At 72.4% G+C, this 20,335-nt stretch carries 20 protein-coding genes; 5 read left to right on the top strand and 15 right to left on the bottom strand.

Annotated features, from left to right (window positions below):
• Positions 1-35: 35 nt before the first annotated feature.
• From ACZ49B_RS02450 to ACZ49B_RS02440, 3 genes are all read right to left on the bottom strand, one after another.
• Positions 36-4,004, bottom strand: coding sequence for an AAA family ATPase (locus tag ACZ49B_RS02450; RefSeq protein WP_468299642.1), 3,969 nt, complete (start codon positions 4,002-4,004; stop codon positions 36-38).
• 220 nt (positions 4,005-4,224) lie between these two features.
• Positions 4,225-4,440 carry a hypothetical protein gene (locus ACZ49B_RS02445; protein ID WP_030162422.1) on the bottom strand — a complete coding sequence of 72 codons (216 nt, stop codon included), beginning with the start codon at positions 4,438-4,440 and terminating at the stop codon, positions 4,225-4,227.
• A 349-nt stretch (positions 4,441-4,789) separates the two neighbouring features.
• Positions 4,790-5,071: an acylphosphatase gene (locus ACZ49B_RS02440; protein ID WP_266997234.1), complete on the bottom strand. Its 282-nt coding sequence runs from the start codon at positions 5,069-5,071 to the stop codon at positions 4,790-4,792.
• Between the two features lie 134 nt (positions 5,072-5,205).
• Here ACZ49B_RS02440 and ACZ49B_RS02435 point away from each other — a divergent pair, with 134 nt between their 5' ends.
• Positions 5,206-6,108, top strand: coding sequence for a CAP domain-containing protein (locus tag ACZ49B_RS02435; protein WP_468299640.1), 903 nt, complete (start codon positions 5,206-5,208; stop codon positions 6,106-6,108).
• 87 nt (positions 6,109-6,195) lie between these two features.
• Positions 6,196-6,573, top strand: a complete 378-nt coding sequence (locus ACZ49B_RS02430) for a winged helix-turn-helix transcriptional regulator (protein ID WP_468299638.1) — start codon at positions 6,196-6,198, stop codon at positions 6,571-6,573.
• Here ACZ49B_RS02430 and mutM read toward each other — a convergent pair.
• The 9 genes from mutM to ACZ49B_RS02385 all read right to left on the bottom strand — a co-directional run bounded on the left by mutM (position 6,546) and on the right by ACZ49B_RS02385 (position 15,694).
• Positions 6,546-7,406, bottom strand: coding sequence for a bifunctional DNA-formamidopyrimidine glycosylase/DNA-(apurinic or apyrimidinic site) lyase (mutM, locus tag ACZ49B_RS02425; protein ID WP_468299636.1), 861 nt, complete (start codon positions 7,404-7,406; stop codon positions 6,546-6,548). The genes ACZ49B_RS02430 and mutM overlap by 28 nt on opposite strands.
• Positions 7,407-7,533: 127 nt before the next feature.
• A complete protein-coding gene (gene rnc, locus ACZ49B_RS02420; protein ID WP_468299634.1) occupies positions 7,534-8,394 on the bottom strand; it encodes a ribonuclease III in 861 nt (286 codons plus the stop codon).
• A 19-nt stretch (positions 8,395-8,413) separates the two neighbouring features.
• Positions 8,414-8,587: a 50S ribosomal protein L32 gene (gene rpmF / locus ACZ49B_RS02415; RefSeq protein WP_003965982.1), complete on the bottom strand. Its 174-nt coding sequence runs from the start codon at positions 8,585-8,587 to the stop codon at positions 8,414-8,416.
• Positions 8,588-8,589: 2 nt separating this feature from the next.
• Positions 8,590-9,297 carry a YceD family protein gene (locus ACZ49B_RS02410; protein ID WP_468299632.1) on the bottom strand — a complete coding sequence of 236 codons (708 nt, stop codon included), beginning with the start codon at positions 9,295-9,297 and terminating at the stop codon, positions 8,590-8,592.
• Positions 9,298-9,435: 138 nt separating this feature from the next.
• The gene (locus ACZ49B_RS02405) at positions 9,436-10,476 is read right to left on the bottom strand and encodes a DivIVA domain-containing protein (RefSeq protein WP_468299630.1); all 1,041 of its coding nucleotides are present in this window, start codon (positions 10,474-10,476) and stop codon (positions 9,436-9,438) included.
• 103 nt (positions 10,477-10,579) lie between these two features.
• Positions 10,580-11,059 (bottom strand): pantetheine-phosphate adenylyltransferase, encoded by a 480-nt coding sequence (coaD, locus tag ACZ49B_RS02400; RefSeq protein WP_468299868.1) that lies wholly within the window; start codon positions 11,057-11,059, stop codon positions 10,580-10,582.
• Positions 11,060-11,073: 14 nt separating this feature from the next.
• Positions 11,074-11,652, bottom strand: coding sequence for a 16S rRNA (guanine(966)-N(2))-methyltransferase RsmD (rsmD, locus tag ACZ49B_RS02395; protein WP_468299628.1), 579 nt, complete (start codon positions 11,650-11,652; stop codon positions 11,074-11,076).
• Between the two features lie 132 nt (positions 11,653-11,784).
• A complete protein-coding gene (gene recG / locus ACZ49B_RS02390) occupies positions 11,785-13,986 on the bottom strand; it encodes an ATP-dependent DNA helicase RecG (protein WP_468299626.1) in 2,202 nt (733 codons plus the stop codon).
• Between the two features lie 16 nt (positions 13,987-14,002).
• Positions 14,003-15,694 carry a DAK2 domain-containing protein gene (locus ACZ49B_RS02385; protein ID WP_468299624.1) on the bottom strand — a complete coding sequence of 564 codons (1,692 nt, stop codon included), beginning with the start codon at positions 15,692-15,694 and terminating at the stop codon, positions 14,003-14,005.
• 249 nt (positions 15,695-15,943) lie between these two features.
• On the opposite strand from ACZ49B_RS02385, the gene rpmB reads away from it, so the two are divergent.
• Positions 15,944-16,129, top strand: a complete 186-nt coding sequence (gene rpmB, locus ACZ49B_RS02380; protein ID WP_030298506.1) for a 50S ribosomal protein L28 — start codon at positions 15,944-15,946, stop codon at positions 16,127-16,129.
• Between the two features lie 158 nt (positions 16,130-16,287).
• Here the strand turns inward: rpmB and thiD are convergent, their stop codons facing one another.
• Entirely contained in the window at positions 16,288-17,091 is an 804-nt protein-coding gene (gene thiD / locus ACZ49B_RS02375) for a bifunctional hydroxymethylpyrimidine kinase/phosphomethylpyrimidine kinase (RefSeq protein ID WP_468299622.1), read from the bottom strand.
• Entirely contained in the window at positions 17,088-18,071 is a 984-nt protein-coding gene (locus tag ACZ49B_RS02370) for a thiamine-phosphate kinase (protein WP_468299620.1), read from the bottom strand. Before ACZ49B_RS02370 ends, thiD begins: the two co-directional genes overlap by 4 nt.
• A gap of 244 nt (positions 18,072-18,315) precedes the next feature.
• On the opposite strand from ACZ49B_RS02370, the gene ACZ49B_RS02365 reads away from it, so the two are divergent.
• Together ACZ49B_RS02365 and ACZ49B_RS02360 are read left to right on the top strand one after the other, a co-directional pair.
• Complete coding sequence (locus tag ACZ49B_RS02365) at positions 18,316-18,549, top strand: Lrp/AsnC ligand binding domain-containing protein (RefSeq protein WP_030298511.1); 234 nt, start codon at positions 18,316-18,318, stop codon at positions 18,547-18,549.
• A gap of 20 nt (positions 18,550-18,569) precedes the next feature.
• Positions 18,570-19,073, top strand: coding sequence for a DUF3515 domain-containing protein (locus ACZ49B_RS02360; RefSeq protein ID WP_468299617.1), 504 nt, complete (start codon positions 18,570-18,572; stop codon positions 19,071-19,073).
• Between the two features lie 95 nt (positions 19,074-19,168).
• On the opposite strand, the gene ACZ49B_RS02355 is transcribed toward ACZ49B_RS02360, so the two are convergent.
• Positions 19,169-20,326: a D-alanine--D-alanine ligase family protein gene (locus ACZ49B_RS02355; RefSeq protein ID WP_468299615.1), complete on the bottom strand. Its 1,158-nt coding sequence runs from the start codon at positions 20,324-20,326 to the stop codon at positions 19,169-19,171.
• Positions 20,327-20,335 lie beyond the last annotated feature (9 nt).

Here is a 20,335-nt window from a genome sequence, read left to right as displayed (position 1 = left end):
CACTAAGTGAAGTGAAGGGGGCGGGCGGGCGGGAGTCAACGAAGTCGCTGGCTGATGACCTTGGAGACGCCGTCGCCCTGCATGGAGACGCCGTACAGCGCGTCGGCGACCTCCATCGTCCGCTTCTGGTGCGTGATGACGATCAGCTGGGAGCTCTCCTGGAGCTCCTCCATGATCCGGATCAACCGCTGCAGGTTGGTGTCGTCGAGCGCGGCCTCGACCTCGTCCATCACGTAGAACGGGCTGGGCCGGGCCTTGAAGATGGACACCAGCAAGGCGACGGCCGTCAGCGACCGCTCGCCGCCGGAGAGCAGGGAGAGCCTCTTGACCTTCTTGCCGGGCGGCCGGGCCTCCACGTCCACGCCGGTGGTCAGCATGTTGTCGGGGTCGGTGAGGATCAGCCGGCCCTCGCCGCCGGGGAACAGCCGCGAGAACACCCCCTCGAACTCCCGGGCCGTGTCCCGGTAGGCCTCGGTGAACACCTGCTCGACGCGCTCGTCGACCTCCTTCACGACCTGAAGGAGATCGGCCCGGGTCTTGCGCAGGTCCTCGAGCTGCTCGCTCAGGAACCGGTGGCGCTCCTCCAGCGCCGCGAACTCCTCCAGGGCGAGCGGATTGACCTTGCCGAGCTGCTGGTAGGCGCGCTCGGCCGCCTTGAGCCGCTTCTCCTGCCGGGCGCGTACGAAGGGCTCCGGCGCGGCGTCCTCGTCCGGGTCCTCCCCCTCGGCGGGCGGGCTCGGCGGCACGGGCTGGTCCGGCCCGTACTCGGCGACGAGACCGGCGGCCTCCATCCCGAACTCCTCCAGCGCACGCGACTCCACCTGCTCGATGCGCAGCCGCTTCTCGGCGCCGAGCACCTCGCCGCGGTGCACGGAGTCGGTGAGCTTGTCGAGCTCGCCCTTGAGGTCGCGGCCGCGGGTCCGTGCGTCGCCGAGCTCCCGCTCGCGCAGGCCCTTGGCGTACTCGGCGGCGGCGCGCTCCTGTTCGGCCCGGCGCAGCGAGACCTCCAGGTGCGCGAGCAGCTGCCGGGCTCCGTCGGCGACGGCGCGGGCCACCTCGGCCTCGTGGCGCAGCCGTGCGCGGCGCCGCTCGGCGCGGGCCCGGGCCTCCCGCTCGGCGCGGGCCCCGCGGTCGAGTGCATCGGCCCGGCCGGCCAGGCCCTTGACCCGCTCCTCGTGGGTCCTGAGCTGCAGCCGGGCCTCCATCTCGGTCTGCCGGGCGTTGGCCCCGTCGGCGGCGAGCCGGTCCCGCACCGCGGTGTCGGGCTCCTCCTCGACCGGCATCTCCTCGGCGATGGCCAGGCGTTCGGCGCACTCCTCGACGTCGGCCAGCGCCTGCTCCAGCGCGTCCTGGGCCTTGGCCGCGGCGGCGGCACTGCGCTCGGCCTCCCCGGCGGCCCCCTTCGCCTGCCCGGCGAGCCGCCCCAGCTGCTGCGCCACCCCGGCCCGGGCCTGCTCCCCGGCCCGGCGGCGCTCGCCGATCTCCTCGACCCGCGCGACGAGTTCCCGCCGCAGGGCCTGTGCCGCGTCCCGTGCCGCGCCGAGCTCCGCGCACTGCGTATCGAGCCGTACGAGCTCGCCCTCCGCCTCGTCGACGGCGGCCTGCACCTCGATCAGGCTGGGAACCCCTGCGGAACCCCCGTACGCGAGGTGCGCGCCGAGCACGTCCCCGTCGAGGGTCACGGCGACGAGGTCGGGCCGCGCCCCGACGACCCCCTCGGCCTCGTCGAGGGTCCCGACGACGACGTACTCCCGCAACACCCAGGCCACGGCCCGCACGACCTCTACGTCCCCCTGCACCAACCCCACGGCAGGCAACGCCGCGGGGGCGGGGTCCGACGCGGAACCCTGCTCGTCCCGCGCGGCGGGGAGCGCGGCAGCCCCTGCGGGCGCCGCCCCCGCGGGCGTTTGCGGCGCGGGGTCCGTGGCGGGGCCCTGCCACGCGGAGGAGCCGCATGATGCAGTGCTGCGGGACGGGGCGGGGTGGGGGAAGGCTCCCCCCGGCCCGACCCCGTCAACCGCGGACTCCCCCGGGACCGGGGGCGCTGCCGAAGGGCCCGCCGGATCCGCCGCATCCCGGCCGGTGGCCGCCCGGCCCGTCGGGCCTTCCGCGGACCCGGCCCGGCCCGGGAAGGGCGTCCCGGACGGCGAACCCGCCCGGGGCAGGGCAGCCGCGCCGCCACCCGGGCCCGCGGCGTGCCCCGGGAACGGGACCGCGGCCGAGTGGGCCGCCAAGCCGGCAGCGGCCACGGCCTGACCCGGGATCGGGATCCCGGCCGACGGGTCCGCCGGGGCCGGGGTGATCAGGAAGGTGGCCCGGCCCGCATCCGCGTCCCGCAGGTGGCGGATGGCGCCGGCCGCCGCGCCCGGGGAGGCCACCGCCAGCGCGTCCGCCGCCGAGCCCAGCGCCGCCGCCACCGCGACCTCGTACCCCGGGGTCACCGACAGCCGCTCCGCCGCCGGCCCGAGCAGCCCGGCCAGCCGCTCCCGCGCCGCGAGCAGCGCTCCCGTGCCGTCCTTCCGCCGCAGCCCGAGCGCCAGCGCATCCCGCCGCGCCGACACCGCCGCCCGCGACTTCTCCGCGGCCGTCACCGCTTCCCGCGCCGCCGTCTGCGCGGCCTCCGCGGCCGTGAGTTCCGCCCGCGCCGTCGCGTACTCCTCGTCCACCGCCGGGTCCTCGAGCCCGCCGACCTCCTCGGCCAGCGCCTCGTACTCCGCCTGCGCCGCCGCGGCCCGGGACTCGGCCCCGTCCCGCGCCGCCACCAGCCGGTCGATCTCCGCCTGCGCGGCCCCCGCCCGGGACCGGGCCGCGCCCAGCCGCCCCGTCAGCCGGGCCAGCCCCTCGCGCCGGTCGGCGATGGCCCGCGCGGCGTCCCGCAGCCGCCGCTCCTCCTCGGCCAGCGACCGCTCCAGCTCCGCCCGGTGCTCGACCGTGTCCTCGAGCGCCCGCGAGGCCGCCTCCAGCGCAGCCGTCAGTTCCGCCTCCTGCTCGCGGATCCGCGCGGCCTCCCGCTCCATGTCCTCCGGATCGCGGCCTCGCCGCTCCTCCTCCGCCGGGGCCGAGGCCGACTTGACCCGCGCGTCGGCAAGGGACGCAGTCCCCCGTACCCGCTCGGCCAGCTGCGACAGCTCGTACCAGGTCTGCTGGGCCCGCTGGAGCCGCGGCGTCAACTGCCGCACCGTTTCCTCAAGCTCCGCCTCGCGCCGCAGCGCCTCCGCGAGCTGGGCCTCGGCCGCCTCCTTGCGCTCCTTCAGCGCCGCCTCGTCCGCGATCTCCGCGTCGAGCGCGCCCCGCAGCGTGACCAGGTCGTCGGCGAGCAGCCGCAGCCGTGCGTCGCGCAGGTCGGCCTGGATGACCGCGGCCCGCCGGGCCACCGCGGCCTGTCGCCCCAGCGGCTTCAGCTGACGGCGCAGTTCGTCGTTGAGGTCCTGCACGCGCGCGAGGTTGGCCTGCATCGCGTCCAGCTTCCGCAGCGCCTTCTCTTTGCGCTTGCGGTGCTTGAGTACGCCGGCCGCCTCCTCGATGAAGGCGCGGCGGCCCATCGGATCGGCGTGCAGCACGGAGTCCAGCTGGCCCTGGCCGACGATGACGTGCATCTCGCGGCCGATGCCGGAGTCGGAGAGCAGCTCCTGGATGTCGAGCAGCCGGCAGGTGTCGCCGTTGATCTGGTACTCGCTGCTGCCGCCGCGGAACATGATCCGCGTGATGGTGACCTCGGCGTACTCGATCGGCAGGGCGCCGTCGGAGTTGTCGATGGTCAGCGAGACCTCGGCGCGCCCCAGCGGCGGCCGCCCGGTGGTCCCGGCGAAGATGACGTCCTCCATCTTGCCGCCGCGCAGGGACTTGGCACCCTGCTCCCCCATGACCCAGGACAGCGCGTCCACCACGTTGGACTTGCCCGAGCCGTTCGGGCCCACGACGCAGGTGATGCCGGGCTCGAAGCGCAGGGTGGTTGCAGAGGCGAAGGACTTGAAGCCACGCAGGGTCAGGGACTTGAGGTGCACGCCGCCGGACTCTACCTTTCGCGTTCGGTTTCACCCATGAAGGTGCAGGGCACAACTGACGTTAAAGGAATCGGCCCCCCACCTGGCCCAACGTGCTCGCGCACGAGTGACGCGGTGGTCGCTGACGCGGTGGTCAAAGAAAGAAGGGACGCCGGAGCGTCCCTTGCAGATCATGCGGGGCTGTAGTCGAGCGACGAGTTGAGCGCGGATCAGGTGAGCGTCAGGTGAGCGCAGGCTCCGCCTGGGGTACGTCGATGTCGATGCGGTCCAGCAGCGAGTCTCCGTGCTGAGCGGCGGCCGCATTCAGCGCGTCGTTTTCGGACTGAATCCGTACGAGCTCGGACTCGAGGTCCTGGACGCGCTGCTGAAGCCGTCGCATCTCGGCGAGGAGTCGCGGATCGGAACCGCCGACGTAACCGAGAAGCGCCTTTGCCATGATGGATGGTCCTCCACACTGAGTGACCGACCGAAGCGGTGTGGGTCGTGAGGGAATCGCACCCGCGGATGTCCGGCAGCGACTGTCAGTCACTGCGCTTACTAGTACCAGCACTGCCAAACAGCTCAGGTGCGCGGGGCTTCCAGCGTCTCACCAAAAAGTTTGACGGTCAACACGATCACGCCCCGTATCGGCGGGCAGCCCGGCTCTCCCAAGGGATGTGGAGATCGTCCGCTGATTCGAGCCTTCCACGGTTCGGGCCGACCGGCAACGCGTCGACGGCGAACGTGCAGATCCGACCAGGTGCGGAGCGTGCAGAGGTGTGATCAGTACATGATCAGCCGATCGGTCACCTGCTGACGAACCCGTCGTAGCCACCGCGCGGTGTGCCCCAGATCTCTGTCACTCCGTCGACCCTCCCGGGCGTGTCGGCGGAGCGCAGCCAGTCGAGCAGCCGGTGGCAATTCTCACGTTGACCTTCGGCCACCACCTGCACTCGTCCGTCGTCGAGGTTGAGCGCGAACCCGACGACTCCACCGATCTCCAGCGCATTGGCCCTGGTGAACCAGCGGAAGCCCACTCCCTGTACACGGCCGCGCACCCAGGCGGTCAGGCGGACATCTTCATTCATGCGTGAACGCTAACCGGGCGAAGAGTTTCGCCCCACACCGCCCCCGCGCCCCATCGCGTACAGTCGCGCAGCAATGAACTCACCCATTTGGGTGAGTAAGGGATGATCTTGAGCTGCAAGGAAGGTACGCGCCGATGGGACGCCACCGACTCCCCGCCGCACCCGACCGCGGTGACAAGCGCCGCGCCCTCGTGCGGGGCGGCCTGCTGGGCGTCTCCGTGGCCGTGGCCCTCGGCACGGCGGCGGTGACCACCGGCATGGTGCCGGTCAGCACCTCCTTCCCCTATGTCGGCGTCAGCGCCGACAGCCCGACCACCGAGACGCGGACCGAGGCGAAGGCCTCACCGAGCCCCGACACCGCGATCGAGCAGCAGGGCGGCCTCGCCAACCTGTCCGGGCGCGCCTCGTCGGCGCCCGACACGAGCAGCCCGTCCCCCTCCTCGGCCTCCCCGTCCCCCTCGGCCTCCCCCTCGCCGTCGGCTTCCCCTTCCCCGTCGGCCTCGCCGAGCCGCTCCGCCACGCCCACCCCGGCCACCTCCACCCCTGCCCGGGCCAAGGAAGCGCCGAAGCCGGAGAAGAAGCCGGTCCCGGTGCCGGTGCCGCCGAAGACGGCCGCACCCAAGCCGCCGGTCCCGCCGGTCCCGACGCCCGACGACGGTCACTCCGCGGAGGAGGCCGCCGTACTGACCCTGGTCAACCAGGAGCGCGCGCAGGCCGGCTGCGGTCCGGTCCGGGCGAACCCGCCGCTCGCGGCGCTGGCCGGCGCCTTCAGCAAGGACATGGCGACCCGCGGCTTCTTCGACCACACCGACCCCGACGGGAACACCCCGTGGGACCGCGCCACCAAGGCGGGCCTCTCCGGGCTCGGCGGCGAGAACATCGCCCGCGGCCAGGGTGACGCCCAGGCGGTCATGAACGCGTGGATGAACAGCCCGGGCCACAAGGCGAACATCCTCAACTGCGAGTTCCGCACCCTGGGCGTCGGCGCCTACGTCGCGGCCGGCGGCCCCTGGTGGACCCAGGACTTCGGCTTCTAGCCCAGCACCACGACGAGCCCTCGCGAGCACTTACCGACCGAAAGCGCAAGCTTCTGGTAAGCGCTGTGCGGAGTTAAGCTGGTCGCCATGGAGACACAGCTTCCGTTCGACGCCTTCGCGCGCGCGTGCCCGTCCCGGGAGACCCTGGAGCACGTCACGGGCCGCTGGGGCAGCCTCACCGTGGGCGCCCTGCGCGACGGCTCGTGCCGCTTCAACGAGCTGCGCCGCAAGGTCGACGGCGTGAGCGAGAAGATGCTCTCCCAGACCCTGCAGGCGCTGGAGCGCGACGGCATCGTCCACCGCGAGGCACAGCCGACGAACCCGCCGCGCGTCGACTACGAGCTGACCCCGCTCGGCGTCGAGGTCGCCGACCGGCTGCTCGCGCTCATCCACTTCCTCGAGGGCAGCATGCCCCGGGTGCTGACCGCCAGGGAGTCCTACGACACCACGCGCGGCGGCCGCTGACAGCGCGGGCAGAAGTAGCTGGACCGGTTCATCCACGGGCGCCGGCGCATCGGGGTGCCGCAGCGCCGGCACGGCTCGTCCTCACGCCCGTAGGCGTCGAGCGAGCGGTCGAAGTAGCCGGACTCTCCGTTCACGTTGACGTAGAGGCTGTCGAAGCTGGTGCCGCCGACCTCGAGGGCCGCGTTCATCACGTCCCGGACGTGCCCGAGGAGTTCCGCGCTCCGGGGGCGCGTCAGCGTGGCGGTGGCGCGTTCGTAGTGCAGCCTGGCCCGCCACAGCGCCTCGTCGGCGTAGATGTTCCCGACCCCGCTGATCAGGGACTGGTCCAGCAGGGCCCGCTTGACGGTGGTCCGCCTGGCGCGCAGGGCCGCGTGGTAGGCCGCCTCGTCGAAGAGCGGGTCCAGCGGGTCCCGGGCGATGTGCGCGATGACGTCGGGCAGCCCGTCGGACGTGTTCTCGTGGAGCGAGAGCCCGCCGAAGGTGCGCTGGTCGACGAAGCGGAGCTCGGTCCCGGCGGTGTCCCGGAAGCGCACGCGGATGCGCAGGTGCTTCTCGTCGGCGGCCTCCTCGGGCTGCACGAGGAGCTGTCCGCTCATGCCGAGGTGCCCGAGCACGGAGAGGTCCCGCCCCTCCAGGGGCAGCCACAGGTACTTGCCGCGCCGCTGCGCGACCCCGATCGTCTCGCCCGTCAGCCGCGCCGCGAAATCGGTTCCGCCGGCGGGGTGGCGGCGCACCGCGCGCGGGTGCAGCACCTCGACGGCCTCGACGGTCCGGCCGGCCACCCAGCGCTCCAAGCCCCGCCGTACGACTTCGACTTCGGGCAGCTCGGGCACGGTGGTCCTCCGGATGGGTGCGTTCTGGTCGCTCCCGGCGAGCGTACCGGCCTGCCCCGCCGGGCCCGGAAACGGGTCCGCCCGCCCCTGCGCGGCAGGGGCGGGCGGGAGATCCCGAAGGAAGGGCTCAGCCGTTCGGCGTCGGTTCGGCGGGCGTCGGCGACCCGCCGTCCTCGGCCGGGGCCTCGATGTCGGCCGGGGCCGCCACCGTGACCTTTGCGGCCGCGGCGGCAGCGGCTTCCGCCGCGATCCGCTCGTCCGCCTTGGCACGGATACCGCGCCATGCGGACTCCGCAGCCTGCTGTTCCGCTTCCTTCTTGCTGCGGCCGGTGCCGGTGCCGTACGAGACACCACCGACGCGGGCGGCAGCGGTGAAGGTCTTCTCGTGGTCCGGACCGGTCTCGGTGACCAGGTATTCCGGTACGCCGAGGCCTTCGGCCGCCGTGAGCTCCTGGAGACTGGTCTTCCAGTCCAGGCCGGCCCCGAGGTTCGAGGACTTCTCGATGAGCGGGTCGAAGAGCCGGTGGACCAGCTCCGAGGCCGCTTCGAGGCCCTGGTCGAGGTAGACCGCGCCGATCACCGCTTCAAGCGTGTCGGCGAGGATGGAGGCCTTGTCCCGGCCACCCGTGCCCTCTTCGCCCCGGCCGAGCCGGATGAAGGAGCCGAGGTCGAGGCCGCGCCCGACCTCCGCCAGTGCGCGCGAGTTGACCACCGCGGCCCGCAGTTTGGCCAGCTGGCCTTCGGGCAGGTCGGGGTGGGTCGTGTACAGCGTGTCCGTGACCACCAGGCCGAGCACGGAGTCCCCGAGGAACTCCAGGCGCTCGTTGGTGGGCAGACCGCCGTTCTCGTACGCGTACGAGCGGTGGGTCAGTGCACGCACCAGAAGGGCGGACTCGAGTCGATACCCGAGCCGCCCTTCCAGAAGCGTGTGGGACGAGGCCGCGTTGTTACTGTCTGCCTGCTTCTCAGCGTTGGACAGCTCAGACATTGCGCCTCTCACCAGCCGCTCAGACCTCGAGGACCTGGCGCTTGTTGTAGGTGCCGCAGCTCGGGCACGCAATGTGCTGGAGCTTCGGCTCCTGGCAACGCTCACACGAAACCAGGGTGGGGACCGCAGCCTTCCACTGCGACCGGCGGTGGCGCGTGTTGCTGCGCGACATCTTCCGCTTCGGAACAGCCACGGCTACTTCTCCTGCTTCTCGGCGGCGCCCTGAACTCCGTCAGAGGCAGTGCCGCTCATGTTGTCCTTCTCGACGCCCTGATCGGTGACGAGTCCTTGCAGTGCCGCCCAACGGATGTCGACGGCGTCATGGTGGTGGTCCGGGTCGTCGTTCAGGCTGAGCCCGCAATCGGGGCACAGTCCGAGACAGTCCTCCCGGCACACCGGCTGCATGGGCAGTGCGAGCACCACCACATCCCGCAGCACGGGTTCGAGGTCGAACAAACCGTCCTCGAGGAAGAGCGTGTCCTCGTCGTCCTCGGCGTCGTCGGCCGGCTCCGCCTTGCTGCGGCTCCGGTCGTCGGCGTCAGGGTACGAGAACATCTCCTGGAAGTCCGCCTTGAGCTCACGCTCGACGGGCTCCAGACACCTTACGCACTCCCCTACGGCCGATGCACGGGCGGTGCCTGTGACAAGCACCCCTTCCATGACCGACTCGAGGCGGAGGCTGAGCTTCAGCGGGGCACCTTCCGGTACCCCGATGACGCCGACGAGACCGAGGTCCGCCGGTGCCGCGATCTCACGGGACAGCCGCTGCATGGCACCAGGACGCCGACCCAGCTCGTGCGTGTCGAACACGAGGGGGTTGCGGTGGTCGAGGCGGGTATTCAGGGCCGTTCCTGCTTTCACAGATCGCTGAAGATCAAGATTTCCGCCACTTGCGGGCAGCATGGATCGCGGTGCATACGCGCGACCGAAGAGCCAGGATACCCGGCGCTTCGCTCTGAGCCCAATCCGGCCCTAGGGGGTGTTGTCAAAGTAGCGTCGTCCGCCCGTGACGCCGGCCAGACGGGACTGTGACGACACCCCCTAGCGCCCCTGCTCGTACTGGCGCAGCTGGTCCAGGTTGATCATGCTCGTGTCGAAGAGGCTGGTCTCGTCGAGGGCGGGCTGCTGCGGCTGCTGCGGGGCCTGCGGCTGCTGCTGGTAGGCCGCGTAGGGGTCCGGCTGCTGCTCGTAGCCCATCGTCGCGTACGGATCCGGCTGCTGGACCTGCTGCTGGTAGCCGTAGGGGTCCTGGTAGGCATAGGCGTCCTGCTGCTGGTGCTGCTGGTAGCCGTACGCGTCGTACGCGGGCTCCTGCTGGGCCTGCGCCGGGATCGCGGGGGCCGTCGCGGCCTCCGGCTCCGCCAGGCCCGCCAGGAAGTCCGCGTCGCTCGCCGAGCGGGACTGCTGCCCGCCCGCGGCGTCCTGGGCGGCCATGTGCGCGCCGAGGTCGTCCGTGGGCACCCGGCCCAGCAGCTTCTGGCGGCCCCGGCCGACCGCCTCGAGGGTCTTGGAGAGCACCGCCTCGAAGGTCGCCAGCTTGGTGTCCACGTACGCGTCCGCCTGCTGCCGCTGCGTGTCCGGGTCGTGGCTGCGCTCGGGCGCGTCCGCGTCGGGGTAGCCCTGGTCGTCCAGGCCCGGGCCGCGGCCCAGCAGCTTCTCGCGGCCGCGGTCGACCGAGCCGATGGTCTTGCTGAGGACGACCTCGAAGTTCGCGAGCTTGCTGTCGACGTAGTCGTCGGCCTCGGCCCGGATCTCCTCGGCCTCCCTGCGGGCGTCCGCCAGGATCCGGTCCGCCTCCGCCTGCGAGCGGCGCGCGACCTCGGTGTCGGAGATCAGCGAACCGCGGTGGGCGTGCGCGGACTCGATGATCCGCTCCGCCTCCCGGCGGGCGTCCTCGACCATCTGCTCCCGGCCGCCGATGAGCTCCTGCGCCTGCGCGAGCGAGCCGGGCAGCGCCTGGCGCACCTCTTCGAGCTGGGCGAGCAGCTCGGCGCGGTTGATCACGCAGGAGGCCGACATGGGCATGGACCGGGCGCCGCCGACGGCCGCGACGATCTCGTCGAGCTTCTTCTGCACGTCCATGGGGGCTCGCACTCTCTCGGCCTCGGGCGGTTCCTGAGACGGACGGGACGACTGTAAGGCCACCGGACGGACCCCCGACACTGCCTGATGGCCCGTCAGTCGGTCAGCGGTTGCGCAGCCGCTCCAGGAGCGCCGCGTGGACGTGCTCCGGCAGCAGGTGGGCGACGTCGCCGCCCCAGGTAGCGACCTCCTTGACCAGCGAGGAGGACAGGAAGCTGTAGGTGGGGATGGTCGGGACGAACAACGTCTCGACGCCCGAGAGGCCCATGTTCATCTGGGCCATCTGGAGCTCGTAGTCGAAGTCGCTGACCGCGCGCAGGCCCTTGACGATGGCCGGGATGTCCCGCTGCTTGCAGAAGTCGACGAGCAGGCCGTGGAAGGACTCGACCTCGATGTTGCCGTAGTCGGCCGTCGCCTCGCGGATCAGCTCGATCCGCTCCTCGACGGTGAACAGGCTCTGCTTCGACTGGTTGATCATCACCGCGACGTGCACGACGTCGTACAGCTTGGAGGCGCGTCCGATGACGTCGAGGTGTCCGTTGTGGATGGGATCGAAGGACCCCGGACAGACTGCGCGGCGCAACTGAACTCCCTCGTTCATGAGTCTTCGCTGGTGAAGGCGGCGCGGCCGTACCACAGGGTGCCCTCACCGTACTTGCGCGACCGGAGCGGCTCGAAGCCCTCGGGCCACGGGAAGGCACCGCTCCTGGTGCTGCGCTCCACGGTGACGAGCGCATCGTCCGTGATCCAGCCATTGGCGCGGAGTGTGAGGAGGATCTCGCCAAGATCGCCGTGATCGACGGCGTACGGCGGGTCCAGGAAGACGACGTCGTACGGGTCCCCGCCCGCGGCGGCCGCGACGATCTGCTCCGCCTTGCCGGCCCGGAACTCGGCGCCGGGCAGGCCCAGCGCCTTGATGTTGTCCCGGACCGCTTTGGCGGCCTTGGCCTCGGGCTCGACCAGCAGCGCGTGGGAGGCGCCGCGGGAGAGGGCCTCCAGGCCGACGGCGCCGGAGCCGGCGTACAGGTCGAGCACCCGGGCGCCCTCGACGCCGTGCAGCGACTCCCAGGTGGAGAACAGGCCTTCGCGCATCCGGTCCGAGGTCGGCCGGGTGCCGGTGCCCGGGGGCACGGTCAGCCGTCGCCCGCCGGCGCTGCCGGCGATCACGCGGGTCATCTGGGGGTCCTTCGGTACGACGGTGGCGGTCGGGGTACTGCCGGGTGCGGCCCGGGCCGTTTCCGCTCCTGCCCGGTACTGCGGAGTCCAACGATAGGTCGTACCGCTCCGGGCGGCCCCGGGCGGTACCGCTCAGCCCTTCTCCAGGTACTGCTCCCGCTCGGTGTCCAGCAGGGCGTCCAGCGCGCTCCTCAGACCCGGCAGCCGCTCCAGTTCCGGGTCTGCGGCGACCACGCGGGTGGCCTCCTCCCGTGCCTGGGCGATGACCTCCTCGTCCTCGATGACCGCGAGCATGCGCAGCGAGGACCGCACGCCCGACTGGGCCTGGCCCAGCACGTCGCCCTCGCGGCGCTGTTCCAGGTCGATCCGGGAGAGCTCGAAGCCGTCCAGGGTGGCGGCGACCGCGGCGAGCCGGGCCCGGGCGGGGCTCGCCTCGTGCATCTCGCTGACCAGCAGGCACAGGCCCGGCGCGGAGCCGCGGCCGACGCGGCCGCGCAGCTGGTGGAGCTGGGAGACGCCGAACCGGTCCGCGTCCATGATCACCATGACCGTGGAGTTCGGGACGTTCACGCCGACCTCGATGACGGTGGTGGCGACCAGCACCTTGACCTCGCCGGCGGCGAAGCGGCGCATGACGTCGTCCTTGTCGGCCGGGTCCATCCGGCCGTGCAGCACCTCCACCGACAGCCCGGCGAGCGGCCCGCGGGTGAGCTGCTCGGCGATCTCCAGGACGGCCAGCGGCGGCCGCTTCTCGCCGTCGTCCTCCGCGGTCTTCTTCTTCGGGTCGTCCTCGCCGTCGCCGATGCGCGGGCACACCACGTACGCCTGGTGCCCGTTCTCGACTTCCTCCCGCACCCGCTCCCAGGCCCGGGTCAGGAAGTGCGGCTTGTCCTTGGCCGGTACGACGTGGGTGGCGATCGGGGAGCGGCCGGCGGGCAGCTGGTCGAGGACGGAGGTCTCCAGGTCTCCGAAGACGGTCATCGCGACCGTGCGCGGGATCGGGGTCGCGGTCATCACCAGCAGGTGCGGGGGCTGCTTCCCCTTGGACCGGAGCGCGTCGCGCTGCTCCACGCCGAAGCGGTGCTGTTCGTCGACCACGACCAGGCCGAGGTCGTGGAACTGGACCTTGTCCTCGATGAGCGCGTGCGTGCCGATCACGATGCCGGCCTCGCCGGTGACCAGGTCGAGCAGGGCCTGGCGGCGCGCGGGCATCCCCATGGAGCCGGTGAGCAGCACGACCTTGGTGCCCCGGTCGGAGCCGCCGAGCATGCCCCCTTCGGCGAGCTCGCCCATCATCTCGGTGATGGAGCGGTGGTGCTGCTGGGCGAGCACCTCGGTGGGAGCCAGCATGGCGGCCTGCCCGCCGCAGTCCACGACGGCGAGCATGGCCCGCAGCGCGACCATCGTCTTCCCGCTGCCGACCTCGCCCTGGAGGAGGCGGTGCATGGGGTGTTCGGTGGCCAGGTCGTCGAAGATCTCCTTCGAGACGCTTTGCTGGCCCTCGGTGAGGGTGAAGGGGAGCTTGGCGTCGAAGGCGTCGAGCAGGCCGCCGGGTGCGGGGCGGCGCGGGACGGCCGGGAGCTGGGAGTCCGCGTGCCGGCGGCGGGCCAGGGCGACCTGGAGGACGAAGGCCTCGTCCCACTTCAGCCGCTGCCGGGCGTCGTCGATGTCGGCCTTGGTGCCCGGCCGGTGGATCTTCAGCAGGGCCTCGGTGAGCGGGACCAGCCCGCGGCCCTCGCGCAGTGCGTCCGGCAGCGGGTCCACGGCCTCCTGGGCGCTGGGCAGTACGGCGTCCACGCATTTGGCGATCTTCCAGGACTCCAGCTTGGCGCAGGCCGGGTAGATCGGGATCAGCTGGTTGGCGAACGCGGTGGCGGCGTCCCGGTCGGAGGCCTCCGCGCCGAGCGGCTCGTACGCGGGGTGGGCCAGCTGGAGCTTGCGGTTGAACATGCCGACCTTGCCCGCGAACATCGCGCGGCTGCCCGGCAGCAGCTCCTTGTGCGGCTTGTGGACGCCCGCCCCGAAGAAGACCAGCTGGAGGCGGCCGCTGCCGTCGGTGATGGTCACCTCCAGGCGCTTGCCGCGGCCCCCGTTGAACGTCAGGATCCGGGCGTCGGCCACCTGCGCGACCACCGTCACGTGCTCGTCGATCTGGTCGGCGAGCTCCGCCAGCGAGGTCAGCTCGCCGCGCTCGGCGTACCGCCGCGGGTAGTGGTGGAGCAGGTCCAGGGCCGTGTGCAGGCCGAGCTGCTCGGCCAGCACCTTGGCGGTGGCGGGGCCGAGCGTCTTCTTGAGGTCTTCGTCGAGCGCGGGCACGTGTTCATTGCACACCATCGCGCTGACAAGCCGGCTATTCGACCCCGATGAGGAGGGGCGCCGAGTACCGGCCGCCGTGGTAGGTGACGGTGTCCACCGCCAGGTGCCCGTGCTGTACGTACGCCTCCAGGCGCTCGGCGAGGGCGTCCGGCACCTCCGGTCCCAGGACCAGGGTGACGAGTTCGCCGCCGGAGCCCAGCATCCGCTCCAGGACGGCCTCGGCGGTCTCGGTGAGGCCAGCGCCGATGACGGCGACGTCTCCGTCGATGAGCCCGAGCACGTCCCCGGCCTGGCAGATGCCGGCGGAGGTGAAGGACTGCCGTTCGGCGACGGCGAGTTCCGCGTAGCGGGTGGCGCCGGCCGCCGCGGTCATGGCGACGACGTCCTCGTCGAAGCTGCCGTCCGGGTCGTGCACGGCGAGGGCGGCCAAGCCCTGGACCGCGGACCGGGTGGGGATCACCGCCACCCGTACGCCGTCGGCGCGGACCCGCTCGGCCGCGGCGGCCGCGGCGGCACGCTGGTCGGCGCCGCCGGGCAGCAGCACCACCTCCCGGGCGTGCGCGCGCCGGATGGCATCGACGAGTGCGGCGGCGTCCGGGGCCTCTCCGGGGCGGGCGAGCACGGTGGTTGCGCCCGCCTCCCCGCACAGCCCGGCCAGCCCCTCGCCCGGGACCACGGCGACCACGGCCCGCTGGACGCGTTGCCCGCGCGCCCGGCGCCGCTCGTCGCCGAAGTGGGTGATGCGGATCCGGTACGGCCGCCCGGCGATCACGCCGGCCTCCACGGCGGCGCCGGGGTCGTCGACGTGGACGTGCACGTTCCACAGTCCGTCGCCGCCGACCACGACCAGGGAGTCCCCGAGCCCGTCGAGGCGCTCGCGCAGCTCCGCCACGGCCTGCTCGGCGGCCTCCAGGAGGTAGATCACCTCGTACGCGGGCCCGCCCTGCTCCTCCGCGTCGCAGGGCTGCGGCGGTCGCGGTACGGGCACGGCCCGGCCGCGGACCGCCTCGGCGGCGGGCTCCTGGCCGGACAGCGCCTGCCACAGCGCCCCGAGTACGGCGACCAGTCCGCAGCCCCCGGCGTCGACCACCCCGGCCCGGCCCAGCTCGGCCAGCTGCCCCGGGGTGTCCGCCAGGGCCGCGCGGGCCGCGTCGTAGGCGGCCCGGGCCACGTCCGCGGCGGTTCCGGCGGCCGCCCCGGCCGCCTCGCCGGCCCGTGCCGCCGCGGCGGCGACGGTGAGCATCGTGCCCTCCACCGGGTGTGCGACCGCCCGGTAGGCCTCCTCGGCGGCCCGGGTCAGCGCCTGGGCGAGCAGCCGGCCGGGCCCGCGGTCCCCGGGCTCGTCCCCCAGGACGTCGGCCACTCCGCGCAGCAGCTGCGCCAGGATCGTCCCGGAGTTCCCCCGGGCGCCTATGAGGGCGCCGTGCGCGTAGGCCCGTACGGCCTGGGCGAGGGAGGGGATCCGGGCCCCGGGGTGCGGCCCGGGTCCTGTGGTCTCGCTCACGTCCGCGGGCGCCGTCCCGAGGGCCACGGCCAGTGCGCGGTCCGCCGATTCGGCGGTCAGGTAGAGGTTGGTGCCGGTGTCAGCGTCCGCGACCGGGTAGACGTTGATCGCGTCGATGTCCTCGCGGGCCCGGCCCAGTGCGGCCACGGCCAGCGAGCTCCAGGTGCGCACCGCTCGGGCGTCGAGCTCGTCGGCGTGCTGCGGCTGCGGCTCGTGCGGCACCGGGCGTTCCTCCTTGTGCGGGCCAGGGTTCACCGCAGGGTAACCAAGGACTGCCGGGCGTCCGGGACCGCGGGGCGGGGTCGGTGGCAGCCATGGTAGTTTTCTTGGACCGACGCAGTCGTTGTATGCTGCTCCGGTTGCCCGATGAGAGTCGGGCCATTCCCCCGGCAAACCACTCAGACTTCTCAGACTTCTGATCCGGTGCGCCGGATTTCACTGTAAGTGCATCTGAAGTCTTTGGAGTGACCTGTGGCTGCCAACTGCGACGTTTGCGCCAAGGGGCCGAGCTTCGGCAACAACATCTCCCACTCGCACCGCCGCACCTCGCGTCGCTGGAACCCGAACATCCAGCGCGTTCGTGCCATGGTCAGTGGGACGCCGAAGCGCCTCAACGTCTGCACCTCGTGCATCAAGGCCGGCAAGGTCTCGCGCTGACGCCAACCGTCGTAGCGCAGCCTTTCCGGTTGCCAAAAAGGCCGGTCCACCTGGTGGACCGGCCTTTTGCCTTGCCTGGACCGACCGGGCGGCAGTGGACCCCCGCATCATGTGATGCGGGGGTCCACTGCTGTCCGGGGTTCCGTGGTCCGGTCGCCTCAGCGGTGCCACTGCCAGGCGTGGTCCACCGGGCCGATGCCGCCGCCGAGCGCGAAGCCGGACGCGATGGCGCCGGTCACGTACTCCTTGGCTTCCATGACGGCCTGCGGCACGTCCTGGCCCTTGGCGAGCCCGGCGGCGATCGCACTGGCGAGGGTGCAGCCGGTGCCGTGCGCGTGCCGGTTGTCGTGGCGCGGCGCCCGCAGCCACAGCTGGGTCTCGCCGTCGGTCAGCAGGTCGGCGGCCTCGTTCCCGTGGGCCGCCAGGTGGCCGCCCTTGATCAGCGCCCACTCGGGCCCGTACGAGAGGACCGCGTCGGCCGCGCGCCGCATGTCGTCCTCGCTCTCCACCACCACGCCCGTGAGCTGCGCCACCTCGTCCAGGTTGGGCGTGGCCACGGTGGCCCGCGGCAGCAGCTCCTTGCGTACGGCGTCCAGCGCCGAGTCGGCGAGCAGCGCGTCCCCGTGCTTGGAGACCCCGACGGGGTCCACGACGGCGGGGGCGGAGGTGGCGGCGAGCAGCTCGGCCACCGTCTCCACCAGCGCGGCGGAGGACAGCATCCCGGTCTTGACCGCGTGCACGCCGATGTCGTCCACGACGGCCCGGTACTGGGCCTGTACGGCCTCGGCGGGCAGTTCCCAGACCCCCTGGACCCCGAGGGAGTTCTGCGCGGTCACGGCGGTCACCACGCTCATCCCGTGCACGCCGAGTGCCAGCATCGTCTTGAGGTCGGCCTGGATCCCGGCGCCACCGCCGGAGTCGGATCCGGCGACGGTCAGGCACAGCGGTGGCGCGTCGGTCATCTGGTGGTCTCCTCGGTGGACGGGTCGGAGCCGAAGTGGTCCCACCCGCCGGTGCTCGTCCAGGGGGCGCCGTCCACGGTCACCTGCGGCAGCGCGGACCGGTTCAGCACCTCCCCGATGACCTTCCAGCGGGCCGGCAGTTTCACGTCGGGCGGGAAGGTCGCCACGATGGCGTGATCTTCCCCTCCGGTGAGCACCCACTGCAAGGGGTCGACCCCGACGGCCTGCCCGATGTCGTGCATCTGGGTCGGGATGTCGACGGCCGCCGAGCGCAGGTCGATCCGTACCTTGCTGGCCTCCGCGATGTGCCCGAGGTCGGCGATCAGGCCGTCGCTGACGTCGGTCATGGCGGTGGCGCCGAGTCCGGCGGCCGCGGGGCCCGCGTGGTACGGGGGCTCGGGACGCCGGTGCGCCTCGACGAAGGCCCGCGGGGAGCGGAAGCCGCGCGAGAGCACGGCGAATCCGGCCGCGGACCAGCCCAGCCAGCCCGTGACGGCCACGACGTCGCCGGGCTGGGCGCCGGAGCGCAGCACGGGCTCGTGGTTGCGCAGGTCGCCGAGGGCGGTGATGGCGACGGTGATGGTGTCCCCGCGGACGACGTCGCCGCCGACCACGGCCGCGCCGGCGACCTGGCACTCGTCGCGCAGCCCGTCCATCAGCTCGGTGGGCCAGGTGACCGGCAGCTCGGCCGGGACGACCAGGCCGAGCAGCAGTGCGGTCGGCACCGCGCCCATGGCGGCGATGTCGGCCAGGTTCTGCGCGGCGGCCTTGCGGCCGACGTCGTACGCCGTGGACCAGTCGCGCCGGAAGTGCCTGCCCTCGAGCAGGATGTCGGTGCTCGCCACGACCCGCCGGTCGGGGGCCGACACGACCGCGGCGTCGTCGCCCGGTCCGAGCCGGACCGCCGGGGTGGTGGTGAGCCGTGAGGTGAGCTCCCGAATGAGCCCGAACTCCCCCAGCTCGCCCACAGTGCCCTTCATCGCTGTGCCCCTTCTTGCCCAGTCCGCTTGCGGTCGCGAGCCGTCACAGCTCTGGGTACCGTCAACAGATACGTCAACTTCTGCTCTCCGTACGCCCCGCTGTGCGTGGCGCCGTGCCCCCGGGTCTCCCCGTGGTGCTCGGCAACGCGGTACCGTGGCGTCCCTTCTTCCCCGGGCCCACCCGAATCCCTGGGCCCACCCGAAGGTTAGGGGAATTGATCCTCGTGGCCGCCCTGGAGGTTCCGTGGTACAGGCGTACATCCTTATCCAGACCGAGGTGGGCAAGGCGTCGTTCGTCGCCGAGTCCATCAGCCAGATCGCGGGGGTGATCCAGGCCGAGGACGTGACGGGCCCGTACGACGTGATCGTGCGCGCCCAGGCCGACACCGTGGACGAGCTCGGCCGCATGGTCGTCGCCAAGGTCCAGCAGGTGGAGGGCATCACCCGCACCTTGACCTGCCCGGTGGTCCATCTGTAGCCCCCGTCTACTCTTGGCCGGTGACGTCCTTCCACCGCCGGCCCCTGCGTCTGCCCGCCCTGCCCGTACTGGTCGCGGTACTGGCCCTCGCCGGCTGTACCCCGGGTGATTCCGAAGCCCGGGTGGACCCGCCGCCCACGCCGCCCGCCGCCGTCGCGGGTTTCTGTGCAGCACTGCACAAGGAGCTCCCGGAGACGGTGGCCGGCCTGGTGCGGGCCAGGACCGCGCCGGAGTCGGATCTGACCGCCGCGTGGGGCGGCTCGGCGATCGTACTGCGGTGCGGTATCCCCAAGCCCCCCGAGATGACGGATGAAAAGCTGGGCGGCGTCGAGGTCGACGGCGTCCGGTGGCTGCTGAAGGAGGTCCCCGACAGCGCCGGCGGGGGGTTCCGGTTCATCACCGGGATGCGGCTGGCTTACACCGAGGTCCGGGTCGACAAGGAGCATGCCACGGATGCGGGCATGCTGGTCGGTCTGTCCGGCGTGGTGGCCAGGACCGTTCCGGAGGGCATCTCTTCGTATTGACGGCCACCCGGCCCGACGGCCGGGACCCCGCTCCGCACACCGACCGCCCGCCGGGAATCCCGGCGGGCGGTCGGCATTGCGCTCTGCGGCTGGGTCTAGCGCAGCCCGGTGGAGCGGCGCAGGGCCGCCTGGATCAGGCGGTCCACCAGCTCCGGGTACTCGATGCCCGACTCCTGCCACATCCGCGGGTACATGGAGATCGGCGTGAAGCCCGGCATGGTGTTGATCTCGTTGATGACGAAAATGCCGTCCTCGGTGAGGAAGAAGTCGGCGCGCACCAGGCCCTCGCAGGACGCGGCATCGAATGCCTCGACCGCGAGCCGCTGCACCTCGGCGGTCTGCTCCGGGGTCAGCGGGGCGGGCACGATCCCGGAGGCGGAGTCGATGTACTTCGCCTCGAAGTCGTAGAAGTCGTGGCTGGAGACCGGCGGGATCTCGGCGGGGACGCTCGCGCGCGGCCCGTCCTCGAACTCCAGCACCCCGCACTCGATCTCGCGGCCGCGCAGCAGCGCCTCCACGAGGATCTTCGGGTCGTGGCGCCGGGCCTCGAGGATCGCCTCGTCCAGGCCGGAGACGTCGTCGACCTTGGTGATGCCGATGGAGGAGCCGGCCCGGGCGGGCTTGACGAAGAGCGGCCAGCCGTGTTCGCCGGCGAATTCCAGGATCCGCGCCTTGGCGGCGTCCTGGTCCGCGTCCCACTCGCGGGGGCGGATGGTCACGTACGGGCCGACGGGGAGGCCGAAGGAGGTGAAGACCCGCTTCATGTACTCCTTGTCCTGGCCGACGGCGGAGGCGAGGACGCCCGAGCCGACGTACGGGATGCCGGAGAGCTCCAGGAGGCCCTGCAGGGTGCCGTCCTCGCCGTACGGGCCGTGCAGCATCGGGAAGACGACGTCGACCTCGCCCAGGGCCTTGGGGACGGCTCCCGGCTCGGTGTAGACGACCTCGCGGTTGGCCGGGTCGACGGAGAGCACCACGGCGCCGTCCTCGGAGACCGCAAGCTCCTCGACGCTCGGGAGCTTGCGGTCGGCGATGGCCATCCGCGCGGGCTCGTCGGCGGTCAGCGCCCACCGGCCGTCCGTGGTGATGCCGATCGGCAGCACCTCGTACTTGGACCGGTCGATGGAGCGCAGCACGGCGCCCGCCGTGACGACCGAGATGGCGTGTTCCGAGCTGCGGCCGCCGAACACGACGGCCACGCGGGGCTTGCGGCCCTGCTGCTCAGGGGTCTGGGGGAGGTTCTCGCTGCTCATATCGCCACG

Source organism: Streptomyces sp. NPDC031132 (assembly GCF_055570595.1).
The sequence above is the reverse complement of the archived record's forward strand: the minus strand, read 5'-3'. Positions and strand labels throughout refer to the sequence as shown.

What these genes read in the sequence shown, in the direction of transcription:
- ACZ49B_RS02435 (WP_468299640.1), top strand. Translation starts at nt 5,206, where the DNA reads ATGGGACGCCACCGACTCCCCGCCGCACCCGACCGCGGTGACAAGCGC.
- recG (WP_468299626.1), bottom strand. Translation starts at nt 13,986, where the DNA reads ATGGTGTGCAATGAACACGTGCCCGCGCTCGACGAAGACCTCAAGAAG.
- ACZ49B_RS02430 (WP_468299638.1), top strand. Translation starts at nt 6,196, where the DNA reads ATGGAGACACAGCTTCCGTTCGACGCCTTCGCGCGCGCGTGCCCGTCC.
- ACZ49B_RS02440 (WP_266997234.1), bottom strand. Translation starts at nt 5,071, where the DNA reads ATGAATGAAGATGTCCGCCTGACCGCCTGGGTGCGCGGCCGTGTACAG.
- rsmD (WP_468299628.1), bottom strand. Translation starts at nt 11,652, where the DNA reads ATGACCCGCGTGATCGCCGGCAGCGCCGGCGGGCGACGGCTGACCGTG.
- rnc (WP_468299634.1), bottom strand. Translation starts at nt 8,394, where the DNA reads ATGTCTGAGCTGTCCAACGCTGAGAAGCAGGCAGACAGTAACAACGCG.
- ACZ49B_RS02445 (WP_030162422.1), bottom strand. Translation starts at nt 4,440, where the DNA reads ATGGCAAAGGCGCTTCTCGGTTACGTCGGCGGTTCCGATCCGCGACTC.
- ACZ49B_RS02355 (WP_468299615.1), bottom strand. Translation starts at nt 20,326, where the DNA reads ATGAGCAGCGAGAACCTCCCCCAGACCCCTGAGCAGCAGGGCCGCAAG.
- ACZ49B_RS02370 (WP_468299620.1), bottom strand. Translation starts at nt 18,071, where the DNA reads ATGAAGGGCACTGTGGGCGAGCTGGGGGAGTTCGGGCTCATTCGGGAG.
- ACZ49B_RS02410 (WP_468299632.1), bottom strand. Translation starts at nt 9,297, where the DNA reads ATGCTGCCCGCAAGTGGCGGAAATCTTGATCTTCAGCGATCTGTGAAA.
- thiD (WP_468299622.1), bottom strand. Translation starts at nt 17,091, where the DNA reads ATGACCGACGCGCCACCGCTGTGCCTGACCGTCGCCGGATCCGACTCC.
- ACZ49B_RS02405 (WP_468299630.1), bottom strand. Translation starts at nt 10,476, where the DNA reads ATGGACGTGCAGAAGAAGCTCGACGAGATCGTCGCGGCCGTCGGCGGC.